The organism is Mycobacterium sp. PDNC021, assembly GCF_048282635.1.
GTDB lineage: Bacteria > Actinomycetota > Actinomycetes > Mycobacteriales > Mycobacteriaceae > Mycobacterium > Mycobacterium llatzerense.
Window position 1 is genome coordinate 1672789 of the sequence record NZ_CP182502.1, and the last position, 16686, is coordinate 1689474.

Consider the following 16686-nt stretch of genomic DNA (forward strand, 5'->3'; position numbering starts at 1 on the left):
CTCAGAGGCCGGAGAAGCAGGTGTCCTGCTGGGCCAGCGGGATCGTCGCGTTCTTGGTGCCGAACTTGGCGGTCACGCCGGTACCGGTCACCTGCAGGGCTTCCGGGCGGATACCCATCGGGTAGTCCTTGGTCAGCTGCGCGGCGAACAAATCCAGCGCCGGCTGGATCGACTCGCGCGGCAACAGGAAACCGAGCCCGGTCAGCTGCTCCACCTTGAGCGAGATGGTGCCGTCGGACAGCGTCGGCTTGGCGATGATCTGGGTCATCGGCGCGTCCAGCACGATGGTGCCGGACGACGGGTCGGTGGTGACGTCGGAGACCAGGCCGCCCAGCACGGGGACGGTGTCGGCGATGGTCTGCTTGATGCCGTCGGCCGACCAGGTGACGGTGGCCTCGAGCGACCCGATGGTGCCTGCCGACTTGGCCGTCTTCTCGAGCTTGACGTCGTCGATCTCGATCTGGGCCTTCATGCCCTTGGCGAACCGCAGCTGGTTGCCGGCGGTGGTCACCATGATGTGGTCGTAGTTGCTGTTGGCGACCTGCCACAGGAACGGGGTGGCGCCGAACTGCACGTCGACCTTGTCCTGGACGACGCACTGGACTGCCGAGGACACGACGCTGTTGCCGCGGCTGCGGGCGTAGAACTCACCGCCGACGACACCGGCCGCCGACAGCGCGAGCGCGATCACGATGATCAGGATCAGCGACATCGGGTCGCGCAGCAGCTCCATGACACCGCGGCGCTTCTTCGGCGGATCGGTGGCGGGCACCTGCTGGGGAGCCGGGTACGACGTCGGCGGTACATCGGTGCCGTAGGCCGGGGCGGCCGGTGCGTCGGCGCCGTAGGCGGGGATGTCGGTCGCCGGCGGCACTGACGCGTTGTCGGCCGTCAGCACCTCGGTGGGCAGTGCACCCGGAGCCTCCGGCGCCTGCGGCGCGGGCTCGGCAGATGGTGCGGCGTCCTCATTGGCGGGGCGGGCCCAGGGGTCAGTCACCCTTGCGATTGTGCCTTACGCGCAATCGTGGTGCGGTTGCGCAGCACGGCGATGGTCTCGCGGGCCCGCTCGACCGCGGCCAGGTCGATGTCCGTGACCAGCAGTTCCGGGTCGAGGCCTGCCTGCGCGACGATGTCGCCCGTGGGGGACGTCACCAGGCTGCCGCCGCTGCCGGTCGGGCCCTTCTTGGCGAGTTCGTCGCCCGGATACGGCTGGTCGACGGCGGCGACGACGCAGCTGGTGTCGAGCGCGCGGGCGCGGGCCAGCAGCGTCCATTGCTCCAGCTTGCCAGGACCCGACGCCCACGACGCGTGGACGGTCAGCAGCTTGGCGCCGCGTTCGGCGAGCTCCAGGTGCAGCTCGGGGAACCGGACGTCGTAGCACGTGGTCAGGCCGACGGGAACGGTGGTGTCGGCGGTCTGCACGTCGATCACGACGGGCTCGAAACCCGGTGCGACAGTGTCTGATTCGGCGAATCCGAAGGCGTCGTACAGGTGCATCTTGTGATAGTGGGCATCCAGGCCCGGGCCGGTGGCGATCAGGGTGTTGGTGACGCGGCTGTCGGCGTCGCCGGGCGCCGGGCAGAACATCCCGGCGACGACGGTGACACCCGATCGCGCGGCGATGTCCCGCACCGCGTTCGCCCACGGTCCGTCGAGTGGCTGGGCGACGGGCGCCAGCGGCACGCCGAACCGGCACATCGTCGCCTCGGGGAACAACACCAGGTCAGCGCCGGCGTCGGCGGCGCGCGCGGTGTGGTCGGCGACCAGTTCCAGGTTGGCTGCGGGGTCGGTTCCCGTACCGATCTGGGCCAGTGCGATGCGCATGCGGATCAGCGTAGTTATCGCCGTGGCCTCAGCGGGTGCAGGCCAGCGCCGGATCCTTGGTCACCGCCATGTGGCGCACCGCGTCGTCGACGCGTTCCTGCGCCAGTTCGTGGGCGTCGACGGCCTGCTGCAGGCGGTCCAGGACGTCCGGCACCTCTTTGGTGGTGATCCACAGCGCGGTGTCGGCACCGGCCTGCAGGGCTTTGAGCACGGCCTCGGGCACGCTGTAGCGCTGGGTGATGGCGCCCATGCTGGACAGGTCGTCGGTGAAGACGGCGCCGTCGAATGGCCGGCCGCCGTAGCTGCCGCTGCGCAGCAGGTCGTAGGCGGCCTTGGACAGGCTGGCCGGATCGGTGTCGGTGAGCCCGGGCACCTGCATGTGGCCGACCATCACGGCGACGGGCAGCTGTGTCGTCAAGGACTGATAGGGGACCAGGTCCAGCGTCTCCAGCTGAGCCAACGGCGGGGTGACGACGCCGCCCTTGTGTGAGTCGCCGGACGCGTGGCCATGGCCGGGGAAGTGCTTGAGCACCGGCAGCAGCCCGGCGTCGCGCAGGCCGTCCGCGTACGCCCCGGCGTAGGCGGTGACGGCTTCGGCGGCGTCGCCCCAGGCCCGGTCTCCGATGACGGTGCCGTCGGCCGCGCCGGTGATGTCGACGACGGGCGCGAAGTCGATGGTGATGCCGAGTTCTTTCATCGCCTGGCCACGGAGCCGCGCGATCTCGCGAATCTGTTCCGGGGTCTTCCCGGCGGCGACCAGCTCGCGCGGTGACGGTTGGCTGCCGATGAGGTTCTTCAGCCGCTGCACCCGACCGCCCTCTTCGTCGACGCTGACGGCCAGCGGTAGCGGCCGCGGTTCCTGCGCCAGGGCGGCGAGGGGAGCGCCGAGCATCGAATAGTCGGTCCAGCTGGTGATGAAGATGCCGCCGACCTCGTGCTCGCGGACGACCGCCTGCGCGTCGGCCAGGTTTTTGACCCCGACCATCAGCAGCTGGGCCAGCTTCTGGCGCGGCGTGAGCGCGGCCACCGTGGTGTCGAGCCGTTGGCATCGGGGCGGCGCCGCCACGGCGACGGTGGCGGCCGTCGGCGGGTGTTCGGCCGGTGTCGGGGCGGGCCGGGGCTTGCTCATGACGGCCGCGACGATCAGGCCGACGACGATCACTGCCGCGGCCGAAGCCAGGACGACCGGCGATTGCAGTCGGCTGCGGGGTGACGGCATACGGCGAACCCTATTCGTTCGGCGCGACGGCGGACCACGGCACGGTCAGCACGCCGTCGCGCAGCCGGCGCCGCGGCGGCTCGAGGGGATGGCCCTCGTCGACCAGCAGGTCGAGCATGGCCCGCCACCGGACGCGCGGCCCGAACACGCCGTGTCCGGCCGTGGTGGCCCAGGCGCGGTCCGCGGCCTGCAGCAGCCGGTGGATCGGCTGGCCCGGAACATTGTGGTGGATAAGCACTTTCGGCAGTCGCTCCGCCAGATCGGAGGGCCGTTCGATGGCGAACGGGTCGCACGACAACGTCAGGCTCACCGGTCCGGCGGCGTCGAGCAGCACCCAACAGCAGCGTCGTCCCAACTCGTCGCAGGTGCCGTCGACCAGCAGCCCGCCGGGAGCCAGCCGCCCCGTCATCTCCGCCCAGGCGGCGGGCACGTCGGCGACGTCGTACTGCCGCAGCACGTTGAAAGCGCGGACCAAAACTGGTGTGTGACCGGCCAATTCGAAGCCACCGAGGCCGAATTCGACGATGTCGCCGGCCAATTCACGCGCCAGCCGCACCCGCTCCGGGTGAATCTCCAGCCCGACGACCCGCACGTCGGCCCGGACCGTGCGCAACCGCGACGCCAGCTCCACGGTGGTGACCGGAAGCGCGCCGTAACCGAGGTCGACGACGAGTGGCTCGGCCGCGTCGCGCAGCAGTGCCCGGATCCGTGGGGAGTGCACCAGCCAGCGGTCGCTGCGGCGCAGGCGGTTGTATCCGGTGGTGCCGCGCGTCGGCTGGCCGACAATTGAACCCCGCGGCTGGCCGGGCGAATTCATGGGCCCGAGTTTATGGGCGGGTCACCAGCGGGCGGCGATCCAGTCGGTGGTGAATTTCTGTTCCAGCTCGATCAGATATCTGAGCTGCTGACCCAGCATCGCCTCGAGCTTGCCGCCGACCAGCGGGATGCGGACCTCGACCAGCGCGGAGAATTCGAGCCGCGCGCCGCCCGTGGTGGGCGACAGGACACCGGAGCCCGTGATGGTGGCCGGCGCACCGGGCACCCGGCTGCGTACCGTCCCGGCGGCGCGTCCGTCGGTCAGCGGGCCCCAATACTCTTCCCGCACCAAGCTGAGGTCACCGAAGTGGAACTGGGTGACGATGCCGGGCAGCCCCGCGGCGCGCATGGTCTGGGTGGTGGTGATGTCCGTCCCGCCCTGGCCATCCTCGGCAAACGAGTCCAGCGTCGACACGTCGGCGCGGCCCTCGGCGAGCCGGTCCAGCCAGTAGTCCTTGCTGCAGAAGGCCTGATGCACCTGCGCCACGCTGCCGAGGTACTCGGCAACCATGTCGAAGGAGCGGGCCATAATCGGCCACGCTACCGTTAGCGGCCGTGGTCAGTTCGGATATCGGGGGCGTTGCGGTCGACTTTGACGTGCCGCTGGCACCCCTGACGTCGTTCCGGGTCGGACCGGTGGCAGCCCGTCTGATCACCTGCGATACCACCGAAAAGGTGGTGGCGGCACTCACCGCGCTGAAGGACCACCCGGGGCCGCTGCTGGTCCTGGCGGGCGGGTCGAATGTGCTGGTCGCCGACGATCTGAGTGATCTGACGGTCGTCCTGCTGGCGAACACCGAGATCACCGTCGAGGGCACTGTGGTGCGGGCCGAGGCAGGCGCATTGTGGGACGACGTGGTCGTGGCCTCGCTGGCGCACGGGCTCGGCGGCCTGGAATGCCTGTCCGGGATCCCGGGCTCGGCCGGGGCGACGCCGGTGCAGAACGTCGGCGCCTACGGGGCCGAGGTGGCCGACACCATCAGCCGGGTCCGGCTCTTCGACCGCGAGACCGGTACGGACAGCTGGGTCAGCCCCGACACCCTGGATTTCGGCTACCGGCACAGCGTGCTGAAGAACTCCGACCACGCCGTCGTGCTGGAGGTGGAGTTCACCCTCGACGCCGACGGCCTGAGCGCACCACTGCGGTACGGCGAACTGGCAACCCGGCTCGGCGCCGAGCCGGGCACCCGTGTCGACGCGCTCGCGGTCCGTGAGGCGGTGCTGGCGTTGCGGCGCGGCAAGGGCATGGTGTCCGACGCCGCCGACCGCGACACCTGGAGTGCCGGGTCGTTCTTCACCAACCCCGTGGTTTCGCAGGACGTCTTCGAGCGCATCCGGGCCGCCACAGACGGGCCGGTGCCCAATTACCCGGCGCCGAACGGGGTCAAACTGGCCGCCGGCTGGCTGGTGGAACAGGCCGGTTTCGGCAAGGGCTACCCCGGTGACGGGGCACCTGCGCGGCTGTCCACCAAGCATGCGCTGGCTCTGACGAACCGGGGATTTGCTGGCAGTGCGGACGTATTAGCGCTGGCCAGAGCGGTTCGGGACGGCGTCAAGGCCGCTTTCGGGATAGATCTCACACCGGAACCATGCTTAATCGGCTGTTCGCTGTAGGTAAATTCAAACCTGTGAGTGTGAACCGGCGACAGATGCTGACCGCGATTGCCGTCGGCACTTCCGGCGTGCTCGCCGCGTGCTCGGACTCATCGGGCACTTCATCCTCCTCGGCCCCTGCCAAGGAGTCCGCGGCGCCCGTCATCACCTACCGGCCCACCAACGGAGCCACCGATGTCGTGCCGACCAGCAGCATCGGGGTCGACGTCACCGACGGCTGGTTCCAGAAGCTGACCCTCACCAACGGCGAGGGCAAGGTCGTCGCCGGGGTGTTCAACAAGGACCGCACGTCGTTCAACACCGCCGAGCCGCTCGGCTTCGGCGCGACGTACACGTTCGCCGGCTCCGTCGTCGGCCGGGACGGCAAGGCCGTACCGGTGTCCGCGACGTTCACCACCGTGAACCCGACCAAGCAGGTCAACGGGCAGTTCCAGCTCGCCGACGGGCAGACCGTCGGGGTGGCGGCGCCGATCATCCTGCAGTTCGACTCCTCGGTCACCGACAAGGCTTCCGTCGAGCGCAACGTCAAGGTCGTCACCGATCCGCCGGTCGAGGGCAGTTGGGCCTGGCTGCCCGACGAGCGCGAAGGGTCGCGCATCCACTGGCGCCCGCGTGACTACTACCCGGCCGGCACGAAGGTGAGCGTCTCAGCCAAGTTGTACGGCGTATCGTTCGGCGACGGTGCCTTCGGTGCACAGGATTCGACGCTGGATATCTCGATCGGCCGCCGTCAGGTCGTCAAGGCGGATGCGACCAGTCACCGCATCCAGGTGATCACCGATTCCGGCGTGCTGTTCGACTTTCCCTGCAGTTACGGCGAAGCAGACAAACCCCGCAACATCACGCGCAGCGGTGTCCACGTGGTCAGCGAGAAGTACGCGGACTTCTGGATGTCGAACCCGGCCGCCGGCTACGACCACGTGCACGAACGCTGGGCGGTGCGAATCTCGAACAACGGCGAGTTCATCCACGCCAACCCGGCCAGCTCGGGCGCGCAGGGCAACACCAACGTCACCAACGGGTGTATCAACCTGTCGACCGACAATGCCCAGGAGTATTTCCAGACCGCGATCTACGGCGACCCGGTCGAGGTGACGGGCACGTCGATCCAGCTGTCCTACGCCGACGGCGACATCTGGGACTGGGCGGTCGATTGGGCCACCTGGGTGTCGATGTCCGCACTGCCGCCGGCGAATGCGGCACCGGCGGAGACGTCGATCCCGCAGAGCGCACCGGCCACCCCGACCGATGCGCCGACGTACTCGGGTACCCCGACCACCACGACGACACCGCCGCCGCAGGGGTCGGCCACCTCGACTTCGACTTCTACTTCCACGTCGACTTCAACTTCGTCGACGACGGCCGCGACGACGACTTCAACGTCGACCGCGACCGCCGCACCGACCTCCTCGGCGCCGGCGACTACGTCAGCCGGCGGCTGAACCGGCTGTAGGGCGCCTGGTCACGCGGCCGCATGACGATCTGGTCCAGATCGACGTGCGGCGGGCGTGACGCCACGAAACCGATCACTTCGGCGACATCCTCGGCGACCAGTGGCGTGATGCCCTGATACACCGCGTCCGCGCGCTCGGCATCCCCGTCGAATCGCACCAGGGAGAACTCTGTCTCGACGGCGCCGGGTGCAATCTCGGTGAGCCGCACCGGTTTTCCCAGCAGTTCACCGCGCAGGGTGCGGTGCAGCGCGCCCTGGCCGTGCTTGGCGGCGATGTACCCCGCGCCGTTGTCGTAGGTCTCCAGCGCCGCGATGGACGTGACGGTGACGACCAGTCCGTCGCCCGAGTCGATGAGTGCGGGCAGCAGCGCGCGCGTGACCCGCAGGGTGCCCAGCACGTTCGTCTGCCACATCCAGTCCCAGTGCTCCAGATCGGCCTCCGCGACCGGGGCCAGACCCTTGGCGCCGCCGGCGTTGTTGACCAGGATGTGCACCGGTCCCAGCCCGCTGACCTGGGCTGAAAGCGCGTCCACCGACGCCTGGTCGGTGACGTCCGTCACAACTGCGGTGCCGCCGATCTCGGCCGCGAGCGCGGTGATCCGGTCTGCGCGGCGGGCCGCGCAAACGACGTGAAAACCAAGGGCGGCAAGGGTTTTCGCGGTGGCGGCGCCGATTCCGGAGCTGGCGCCGGTGACCACCGCGACGCGCACGGAGCGTTCGTCAGTTGGCATATGACCGACCTTAGTGGGCGTGCTAAGTTCCTTCCGTGATCATCAGTCAGGCATCCGGCGTCGCTGTGCGGCGTTCGTGTTGTTGTTGTCGCGCTTCGCGCTGCGCCTGACTCACGACACGGATCTCTTCGTCCTAGCTGTCGGCAGGTGTGGCCTCAGGACCCACCAGCCCGACTTCTTCCCTAGGACCCCCAAATGCCTGCTTCTGTTTCCACCGTCGCCACCCGTTCCGGCGTCCGTGCTGCTGTTTCTTCCAATGCCCACGCCAAGCGCACCCTGCTCGCCCGGCACCACATCGTCGCCCCGTCGCTGCGGGTCGCCGACGCCGCCGCCGGCTCGGTCTTCAGCGCGGCCCGGCTGCGCGGCCCCATCGCCCGGGACGTGATCGCGCAGGCCACCGGCCTGAGCATTGCCACGGTGAACCGCCAGGTCACGGCCCTGCTGGACGCCGGGATGCTACGTGAGCGGGCCGACCTGGCCGTCGCCGGTGCCATCGGCCGCCCGCGCATTCCGGTCGAGGTGAACCACGAACCGTTCCTGACTCTGGGGCTGCACGTCGGCGCCCGCACCACCGCGATCGTGGCGACCGACCTGTTCGGCCGCACCCTCGACGTGGTGGAGACGCCCACGCCGCGCGGCGACCAGAACGCCGCGCTGGCCTCGCTGGCCGGCAGCGCGCAGCGCTACCTGAGCCGCTGGCACCGGCGCCGCCCGCTGTGGGTCGGCGTCGCCGCCGGTGGTGTGGTGGACAGCGCCACCGGTCACGTCGACCACCCGCGCCTGGGCTGGGTGGACGCGCCCGTCGGTCCGGTGCTGGCCCAGACGCTGGGGCTGCCGGTGTCGCTGGCGTCGCACGTCGACGCGATGGCCGGTGCCGAACTGCTGCTGGGTGCCCGCCGCTCGTCGGCTGCGTCCGAGTCCTCTACCAGCCTGTATGTGTACGCCCGCGAGACCGTCGGCTACGCGCTGTCGATCGGCGGCAAGGTGCACTCGCCGGCCAGTGGCCCGGGCACCATCTCGGGACTGCCGGCGCAGTCGGAACTGCTCGGCGGCACCGGTCGGCTCGAGACCACCGTCAGCGACGAGGCCGTGCTGGCCGCTGCCCGCAAGCAGCGGATCGTGCCGGCGGACGGTCCGTCGTCGACCATCGCCGCGGTGCTGCGTGCGGCGCGGTCCGGCAACGCCGCGGCCGTCGAGCTGCTGGCCGAGCGGGCCCGCGTGCTCGGGTCCGCGGTGGCGCTGCTGCGCGACCTGCTCAACCCCGACGACCTCGTCGTCGGCGGTCAGGCCTTCTCCGAGTACCCCGAGGGACTGCCGCTGGTCGAGCAGGCCTTCGCGGAGCGAACGGTGTTGGGCGTCAGGGACATTCGGGTCACCACGTTCGGTAACCGGGTGCAGGAAGCCGGCGCCGGCGTGGTGTCCCTCGGCGGGCTCTACGCCGACCCGATCGGCGCCATGCGCCGCGCTCTGCGCGCCGCCTAAGTGGTCCCGAAGGCGCTGACGATGTGCAGCGCCAGTTCGACGTAGACGCGGCGCTGGTCGGCGGAGTGCCCGAGGAGCTGTTCGGCCTGCCGGATTCGATACCGGACGGTGTTCGGGTGCAGGTTCAGGATTTCGCCGACCGCTCTGGCGTCGCCCGCGTGTTCCAGATAGAGCCGCAGGGTGTCCCGCAGCCGTGCCGTCGAATCGTCGGCCGCGGCGAGTGCGCCGAGTTCGCGTCGCACCAACGTGGACATGCCGTCTTCGCCCGCAATACCTGCTGTCAGACAGGCTAATTCGACATCGGCATAGCGAATTGCCTTGGCGCCGCGGCGATGTGCGACGGTCTGCGCGGCGAGCGCTTCGGCGTGGCTGCGGCGGAATCCGTCGAGGCTCGGATGGCAGGTGCCGGCCGAGACGTGGACGAACTTGGGTAGTGCGGCGATGTCGTTGTCGGACAGGGCTTTCGACGGTCCTGTCGTGGCCGACCAGCACCACACGGTGCGGGCCCCGCTGCTGATCGTCAACGGCCGGTCGGCGCCGAGGGCGGTGCTGATCGCGACGGGAGTGGCGTCGAGCAGCCGTTGCACATCGGTGTCGACCACGTCGTCGTCGACCCACACGACGAACGCGGTGTGCCGCTGCCGCAGCGGATACGACAGCACGGTGGTGGCCTCGTCGGTGTCGACGGCCTGGCCCGCGAGGATGGTCCGGACGGTTTCGGCGCGGCGGGCGCGCGCACCGCGCTGCCACTGGTCCCGTTCGCCGGCGAAGGTGACGATCAGCGCCTCGACCATGGTGTCCAGCCAGCTCGCCAGTCGGGGCCAGAGCTGCATCAGCACCGCGGCGCGCAGTTCCGGATCCGCGATTGCGGTGACGCGCGTCTCGGTGATGAACTGCCACGCGGACCGCTGGCCGATCCGGTAGACCGCCAGCAGCACCGGGAGTTCGAAGCCGCGGCGGGCGAGCGTGCGCGCCAGGTCGTAGATCTCGGGTGCCGGACGCACGTCGACGAGGTCGCGGGTCACGACGGAGAGAAAGCCCTTCCAGTTCGAGCGGGTGCTCGCATCGAGATCGCGGCGCAGCGTCGGGTCGGTGAACATGGGCAAGGCCTCGGTGATCTCGTCGTCGACCACGGTGACCAGCCGGTCGAGCGTCTGCCGGTTTTCCGATTCCTGGGCGAACTGCGCCAGCCAATCCAGCACCGCCGCGTCGGTCGGCATCGATAGCTCCTTGTTTGTTCGCGCGAACAAACGCGCGCGATTCGTTGTCTCGCCGGACCAAGAATATGGCGGTCATCACATCGCACCCTGGGAATGGCATAGGTCGCAGTGACAAAACTCTGACAGTCCCTGACAGGAGCTACCCGATGAACGACGCCCACTACATCGACGGCCGCTGGCAGCCGTCGCACGGCACCGAGCGATTCGACGTCGTCAACGCCGCCACCGAGGACGTCATCGCGACCATCCCGTTGGGCGACGCCGACGACGCCAACGCGGCGGTGGCCGCGGCACGCGCCGCGTTTCCGGGCTGGGCGGCGACGTCGGTGGCCGAGCGCGCCGGCTACCTCAAGCTCGCGGCCGAGGAGCTGCAGCGCCGTCAGACCGAGCTCGCCACGCTGATCAGCCAAGAGGTCGGCATGCCGTTCGCGTACAGCAACGTGATCCAGGCGGGCCTGCCGGTGCAGTCGTTCGTGTCGATCGCCGATCTGGCGCTGAGCTTCCCGTTCGAGGAGCAGGTCTACAACTCGCTGGTCGTCCGGGAGCCCATCGGTGTCGTCGTCGCGATCACGCCGTGGAACTACCCGCTGCACCAGATCTCGGCCAAGGTCGCGCCGGCGCTGGCCGCGGGCTGCACCGTCGTGCTCAAGCCCAGCGAGGTCGCGCCGCTCAACGCGTACCTGCTGGCCGAGGTGTTCGACTCGATCGGTCTGCCGCCCGGCGTCTTCAATCTGGTCACGGGGACCGGCCCGGGCGTCGGCGAGACGCTCGTCGCGCACGAGCAGGTGGACATGGTGTCGCTGACGGGGTCGACGGTCGCCGGGCGCCGGATCGGCGCGGTGGCCGCGCAGACCATCAAGCGGGTCGGGCTGGAACTCGGCGGCAAGTCGCCGCTGGTCGTGCTCGACGACGCCGACCTGGTCGAAGCCGTGAGCGACGGCCTGCGCAAGTGCTTCCTCAACTCCGGCCAGACCTGTATCGCGCTGACCCGCATGATCGTCCCGCGCGCCAAACTCGCTGAGGTAGAGGCGATTGCGCGTGTCGGTACCGAGGCCCTGCGGGTGGGTGATCCCTTCGACCCGGCCACCGAACTGGGCCCGCTGGTGTCCGCGGTGCAGCGAGACCGGGTCGTCGGCTACATCGAGCAGGGCATCGCCGAGGGGGCGCGGCTGGTGGCGGGCGGCCCGACCCCGCCCGACGGCCTGGACCGCGGTTTCTACGTCCGGCCGACGGTGTTCTCGGATTGCACGCCGGACATGGCCATCGTCCGCGAGGAGATCTTCGGGCCGGTGCTTGTCATCCAGGCCTACGACGACGAAGACGAAGCCATCCGCCTCGCCAACGACAGTATCTACGGGCTCAACGCCGCGGTGTACTCCGGTGACCAGGAGCGCGCGATCGCGGTGGCCCGTCGGATCCGGTCCGGCCAGGTGCAGATCAACGACGGCACCTTCAACATCCACGCCCCATTCGGCGGCTACGGCCAGTCGGGCAACGGGCGCGAATTCGGCAGGTGGGGTCTCGAGGAGTTCCTCGAGACCAAGTCCCTGCAGCTGCCCTGAAACTCCCTGACCCCCAACTACTTCCGAAAGAACCTCTCATGGCCAACGTCTTCACCGCCAAGCAGCGCACGACCCTCACCACCATCGTCGACACCTACGTCGCCGCGGTGCCCCACGACGACGACCCCACCGGATTCTTCGCCGCCAAAGGCAGCGACCTGGGCACCGATGCGGTGCTGGAGCAGTACCTGATCGGCAAACTGCCCGCCGAACAGTTCGTCGGGCTGCAGCAGCTGCTGGACACCGCCGAACTGGTCGGCGTGAACAACCAGCCGCTGAACGTTCGCGAGGTGATCGTCGGCAATCTGTCGCACATCTCGCCGGAGACCAAAGCCGCCATGACGGCGCTGTACACCCTGTCGGTGCTGTTCTCCTACAGCCTGCCCGGCGGCGCCGACGGAAACCCGCTGTGGGCGGGCATGGGGTACCCCGGCCCGGCGCAGCTGCCGCCGCAGACCCCGAAGACGCTGTCGGTGATCACCCCGTCCGCGGATACCGCCCTCGACGCGGACGTCGTCATCGTCGGGTCCGGTTCGGGCGGTGGCGTCGCGGCCGCGGTCCTCGCCGCAGCCGGCAAGCGCGTGATCGTGCTGGAGGCCGGCGGTTACCGCAACGAATCGGACTTCGTGCAGCTCGAACCCGTCGCCTATCACAACCTGTTCCTGCGCGGCGGCTTCTTTCCGAGTGCCGACGGCATGGTCAGCATCGCCGCGGGCTCGACGGTCGGCGGCGGCAGCACCGTCAACTGGTCCAACTCGCTGCTGACCCCGGCCACCGTGCGCAACACCTGGGCCACCGAGTTCGGGCTCACGGACGTGGCCGGCCCGGAGTTCGACGAGCACCTGGCAGCGGTGTTCGAGCGCATCGGCTGTTGCGACAAGGTCGCCGTCCAGAACGAGCCACATCACCGGTTGTCGGAAGGTGCTGCGGCACTGGACTATTCGTACGGCGTGGCCCAGCTCAACATCGACCCGGAACGCTTCGACCCGGCGCTGATCGGCTATAGCGGGATGGGTGATCAGACCGGCGCCAAGCAAGGCACCATGAAGACCTTCCTGCAGGACGCCTCCGATGCCGGCGCGCAGTTGCTGCCGAGCACCCGGGCGGACCGGATCGTCACCCGCGATGGGGTGGCCGCCGGTGTCGAGGCGACCTACACCGACCCGGTCACGGGCCAGGCCTACCGCGTCACCATCAACGCCCCACAGGTCGTGGCGGCCGCGGGCAGCCTGGAAACCCCGGCGCTGCTGCTGCGGTCGGGGATCGGCGGCCCGGCCGTCGGGACCGGGCTGCGGCTGCACCCGGCGACCCTGGTCAGCGGCATCTACGACGACCGTCAAGAGCCCTGGTTCGGCCCCGCGATGGCCGGGGTGATGAACGAGTTCGCCGAAGCCCGCGATGATCACGGCTACCTCATCGAATGCGTGCAGCACCTGCCCGGGCTGTTCACCACCACCGTGCCGTGGCTGTCCGGGGCGCAGCACAAGGAACTCGCCCAGCAGTACCAGAACCGGGCCGATTGGGTGGTCCTGGTCAAGGACCGCGGCGAAGGCAGCGTCACCATCGACGCCAATGGTGAAGGGGTGCACTGGTATCCGTTCACCGACGAACTCGACCGCCGCCATTTCCGGGAGGGCATCGAGACGTCGATCCGGATGCATGCCGCCGCGGGTGCGCGCCAGATTTACGCCGCGGGCCAGCCGTTCGCGCCGTGGCAGCGAGGCGAGGACCTGGAGGCCTTCATCGAGCAGGTCAACCAGCTGCCGATCGGGCCCGGCGGCACCCCGGTGTTCAGCGCGCACCAGATGAGCAGCGCGCGGATGGGTGCTGACCCGCAGACGTCCGTCGCCAAGCCGTCCGGGGAACTGCACGACATTCCCGGCGTGTGGATCGCCGACGCGAGCGGTATGCCCACCTGTTCCGGCGTGAACCCGATGATCACCGTCATGGCCGTCGCCCGCCGGACCGCCACCAACATGCTCGCTTGACCGGGTGGGCAACCACCAGCGCGACGGTGTAAGGATGGAGGGCGTGCGTGTCGCCGTCCTGTCGGTCCATACCTCGCCGCTGGCCCAACCGGGTACCGGCGATGCGGGCGGTATGAACGTCTACGTCCTGCAGAGTGCCCTCGAGTTGGCCCGCCGCGGCGTCGAGGTGGAGATCTTCACCCGGGCCACGTCGTCGACCGACGCCCCGGTGGTGCGCGTGGCGCCCGGCGTGCTGGTGCGCAATGTGGTCGCCGGTCCGTTCGAGGGCCTGGACAAGTACGACCTGCCGACGCAGCTGTGCGCGTTCACTGCGGGCGTCCTGCGCGTCGAGGCCAACCACGAGCCGGGGTACTACGACATCGTGCATTCGCACTACTGGCTCTCCGGGCAGGTGGGCTGGCTGGCGTCGGACCGGTGGGCCGTGCCGTTGGTGCACACCTCCCACACGCTGGCCGCCGTGAAGAACCTGTCGCTGGCCGAAGGCGACACCCCGGAGCCGGCGCTGCGCGCAGTCGGCGAGCAGCAGGTCGTCGATGCCGCCGACCGGCTGATCGTCAACACCGAAGACGAAGCGCGGCAACTGGTTTCGCTGCACCACGCGGACCCGTCCCGCATCGACGTGGCATACCCCGGCGTCGACCTGGCGACCTTCACGCCCGGAGACAAGGCCGAAGCCCGTGCGGCACTGGGCCTTTCGCTTGACGAGCAAGTGGTCGCGTTCATCGGCCGCATCCAGCCGCTGAAGGCCCCCGACGTGCTGTTGCGTGCGGCCGCCAAGCTGCCCGACGTGCGCGTCGTCGTCGCGGGTGGTCCGTCGGGCAGTGGCCTGGCCGTGCCCGACGGGCTGGTTTCCCTGGCCGACGAGCTGGGTATCACCGACCGGGTGACGTTCCTGCCGCCGCAGTCCCGCGAACAGCTGGTCAATGTCTACCGCGCAGCGGATCTGGTTGCGGTGCCGAGCTATTCGGAATCTTTCGGTCTCGTCGCGGTCGAAGCGCAGGCCTGCGGGACGCCCGTGGTGGCCGCCGCGGTGGGCGGGCTGCCCGTCGCGGTGCGCGACGGCGTGAGCGGCGTTCTGGTCGAAGGCCACGATCCCGGCGACTGGGCCAACGCCATCGGGCGGACGCTGGAGCTGGGGCCGGAGACACTGCGCGAGGGCGCGCTGCAGCACGCCGCGACGTTCTCGTGGGCACATACCGTCGACGCGCTGCTGGCCGGCTACACGCGGGCCATCGCCGACTATCGCGGCCGTCGGCCTCGACGCGACGCCGCGGCGCGCCGCAGCCGCCGGTTCATGATCCGTCGGGGCGTGCGCGCGTGACGACCTCGGCCACGGTCACGCAATTGATCGAAGCCACCCTGCAGGCGCACGAACTCGATTTCTCGCACCACGACGGGGGAGTGGGCGGGCGACCGGGGATCGTCGTGGCGCTGCCCGGCGAGCGCAGGCTGACCACCAACACGCTGCTGAGCGTCGGCGACCACGGCGTGCGCTTGGAGGCCTTTGTCTGCCGCAAGCCCGACGAGAACTTCGAGGGCGTCTACAAGTACCTGCTGCGCCGCAACCGGCGGCTGTACGGCATGGCGTACACGCTCGACAACATCGGCGATATCTACCTGGTGGGGCGCATGTCGCTGCACGCGGTGACCGCCGACGAGCTCGACCGGCTGCTCGGCCAGGTGATCGAGGCCGTCGACTTCGACTTCAACACCCTGTTGGAGCTGGGCTTCCGCTCGTCGATCGAGAAAGAGTGGAAGTGGCGGCTGGCCCGCGGGGAGTCGCTGAAGAACCTGCAGGCGTTCGAGCACCTGCGGCCGGAGTAGGCGGCCGATCCCGGCGTGTCGTCGCCGGGCGTGTCGGGCTTGTGAGGTCATGTTCGATCTGAAGCCGTCAGCTTTCCTTGACGGTCAAGGAAAGTTGACGGCGCCGGGCGAAACATGTGGGGGACAGGCCTGCGCGGGACGGCGCAGCCACAGCTCCCGGGTGCGGCGAAGACCACAAACCCGCACGTGAGAAGATCAGCCGATGCCGACCTTGATCCTGCTGCGCCACGGCGAGAGCCAGTGGAACGAGAAGAACCTGTTCACCGGTTGGGTCGACGTCGACCTCACCGACAAGGGCCGGGCCGAAGCCGTTCGCGGCGGCAAGCTGCTGGTCGAACAGGGTGTGCTGCCCGACGTGCTGTACACGTCGCTGCTGCGCCGCGCGATCACCACCGCCAACCTCGCGCTGGACGCCGCCGACCGGCACTGGATTCCCGTGCAGCGCGACTGGCGCCTCAACGAACGGCACTACGGCGCGCTGCAGGGCCTCGACAAGGCCGAGACCCTGGCCAAGTACGGCCAGGACCAGTTCATGACCTGGCGCCGCAGCTACAACACTCCGCCGCCCCCGATCGAAAAGGGCAGCACCTACAGCCAGGACGGCGACCCGCGGTACGCCGGCATCGACGCGCCGCTCACCGAATGCCTCGCCGACGTGGTCAAGCGGTTCGTGCCCTACTTCGAGCAGACCATCGTGCCCGACCTCAAGGCCGGCAAGACCGTGCTGATCGTCGCGCACGGCAACTCGCTGCGCGCCCTGGTGAAGTACCTCGACGGCATGTCCGACGACGAGATCACGGGCCTGAACATCCCGACAGGTATCCCGCTGAAGTACGAGCTGGACGAGAATCTGAAGCCGACGGTGCCCGGTGGCGAGTACCTCGACCCCGAGGCAGCTGCGGCCGGCGCCGCCGCGGTCGCCGCGCAGGGTGCGAAAAAGAACTGATCGCATC

Annotated in this window: 14 protein-coding genes and 1 pseudogene; 8 read left to right on the plus strand and 7 right to left on the minus strand. The window is 69.4% G+C overall.

Features of this window, described 5'->3' with window-relative positions; translation table 11 throughout:
* Window position 1 precedes the first annotated feature (1 nt).
* Genes ACNO8X_RS07775 through ACNO8X_RS07795 form a run of 5 tightly spaced genes read right to left on the minus strand, consistent with a single transcriptional unit; the run spans window position 2 to window position 4388 of the window.
* Window positions 2-997: an LmeA family phospholipid-binding protein gene (locus tag ACNO8X_RS07775; protein WP_418004828.1), complete on the minus strand. Its 996-nt coding sequence runs from the start codon at window positions 995-997 to the stop codon at window positions 2-4.
* On the minus strand, window positions 994-1824 hold the full coding sequence (locus ACNO8X_RS07780) for a carbon-nitrogen hydrolase family protein (protein WP_418004829.1): 831 nt from the start codon (window positions 1822-1824) through the stop codon (window positions 994-996). The genes ACNO8X_RS07775 and ACNO8X_RS07780 overlap by 4 nt, the downstream gene beginning before the upstream one ends.
* 28 nt (window positions 1825-1852) lie before the next feature.
* Window positions 1853-3043, minus strand: a complete 1191-nt coding sequence (locus ACNO8X_RS07785) for a glycoside hydrolase family 3 N-terminal domain-containing protein (RefSeq protein ID WP_418004830.1) — start codon at window positions 3041-3043, stop codon at window positions 1853-1855.
* Window positions 3044-3053: 10 nt separating this feature from the next.
* Window positions 3054-3860 carry a class I SAM-dependent methyltransferase gene (locus ACNO8X_RS07790; RefSeq protein ID WP_418004831.1) on the minus strand — a complete coding sequence of 269 codons (807 nt, stop codon included), beginning with the start codon at window positions 3858-3860 and terminating at the stop codon, window positions 3054-3056.
* Between the two features lie 21 nt (window positions 3861-3881).
* Entirely contained in the window at window positions 3882-4388 is a 507-nt protein-coding gene (locus tag ACNO8X_RS07795; RefSeq protein ID WP_418004832.1) for a DUF2505 domain-containing protein, read from the minus strand.
* A gap of 26 nt (window positions 4389-4414) precedes the next feature.
* On the opposite strand from ACNO8X_RS07795, the gene ACNO8X_RS07800 reads away from it, so the two are divergent.
* Both ACNO8X_RS07800 and ACNO8X_RS07805 read left to right on the plus strand, forming a co-directional pair.
* The gene (locus ACNO8X_RS07800; RefSeq protein ID WP_418004833.1) at window positions 4415-5473 is read left to right on the plus strand and encodes a UDP-N-acetylmuramate dehydrogenase; all 1059 of its coding nucleotides are present in this window, start codon (window positions 4415-4417) and stop codon (window positions 5471-5473) included.
* A pseudogene (locus ACNO8X_RS07805) lies at window positions 5449-6786 on the plus strand (L,D-transpeptidase); the annotation flags it as partial. The gene ACNO8X_RS07800 and the pseudogene ACNO8X_RS07805, both read left to right, overlap by 25 nt.
* Window positions 6787-6895: 109 nt before the next feature.
* On the opposite strand, the gene ACNO8X_RS07810 reads toward ACNO8X_RS07805, so the two are convergent.
* The gene (locus tag ACNO8X_RS07810; RefSeq protein ID WP_418004834.1) at window positions 6896-7657 is read right to left on the minus strand and encodes an SDR family NAD(P)-dependent oxidoreductase; all 762 of its coding nucleotides are present in this window, start codon (window positions 7655-7657) and stop codon (window positions 6896-6898) included.
* Between the two features lie 195 nt (window positions 7658-7852).
* On the opposite strand from ACNO8X_RS07810, the gene ACNO8X_RS07815 reads away from it, so the two are divergent.
* Window positions 7853-9139, plus strand: a complete 1287-nt coding sequence (locus ACNO8X_RS07815; protein WP_418004835.1) for an ROK family transcriptional regulator — start codon at window positions 7853-7855, stop codon at window positions 9137-9139.
* Here the strand turns inward: ACNO8X_RS07815 and ACNO8X_RS07820 are convergent.
* Window positions 9136-10359: a PucR family transcriptional regulator gene (locus tag ACNO8X_RS07820; protein ID WP_418004836.1), complete on the minus strand. Its 1224-nt coding sequence runs from the start codon at window positions 10357-10359 to the stop codon at window positions 9136-9138. The two genes, ACNO8X_RS07815 and ACNO8X_RS07820, sit on opposite strands and share 4 nt — an antisense overlap.
* Window positions 10360-10505: 146 nt before the next feature.
* Here ACNO8X_RS07820 and ACNO8X_RS07825 point away from each other — a divergent pair, with 146 nt between their 5' ends.
* The 5 genes from ACNO8X_RS07825 (at window position 10506) to ACNO8X_RS07845 (ending at window position 16679) form a co-directional block, all read left to right on the plus strand.
* Window positions 10506-11921, plus strand: a complete 1416-nt coding sequence (locus ACNO8X_RS07825) for an aldehyde dehydrogenase family protein (RefSeq protein WP_418004837.1) — start codon at window positions 10506-10508, stop codon at window positions 11919-11921.
* A gap of 38 nt (window positions 11922-11959) precedes the next feature.
* Window positions 11960-13909, plus strand: a complete 1950-nt coding sequence (locus tag ACNO8X_RS07830) for a GMC family oxidoreductase N-terminal domain-containing protein (protein ID WP_418004838.1) — start codon at window positions 11960-11962, stop codon at window positions 13907-13909.
* A gap of 34 nt (window positions 13910-13943) precedes the next feature.
* Complete coding sequence (gene mshA, locus ACNO8X_RS07835) at window positions 13944-15230, plus strand: D-inositol-3-phosphate glycosyltransferase (RefSeq protein WP_418004839.1); 1287 nt, start codon at window positions 13944-13946, stop codon at window positions 15228-15230.
* Complete coding sequence (locus ACNO8X_RS07840; RefSeq protein ID WP_418004840.1) at window positions 15227-15733, plus strand: YbjN domain-containing protein; 507 nt, start codon at window positions 15227-15229, stop codon at window positions 15731-15733. Before mshA ends, ACNO8X_RS07840 begins: the two co-directional genes overlap by 4 nt.
* A gap of 202 nt (window positions 15734-15935) precedes the next feature.
* The gene (locus ACNO8X_RS07845; RefSeq protein ID WP_418004841.1) at window positions 15936-16679 is read left to right on the plus strand and encodes a phosphoglyceromutase; all 744 of its coding nucleotides are present in this window, start codon (window positions 15936-15938) and stop codon (window positions 16677-16679) included.
* The last annotated feature ends 7 nt before the right edge of the window (window positions 16680-16686 follow it).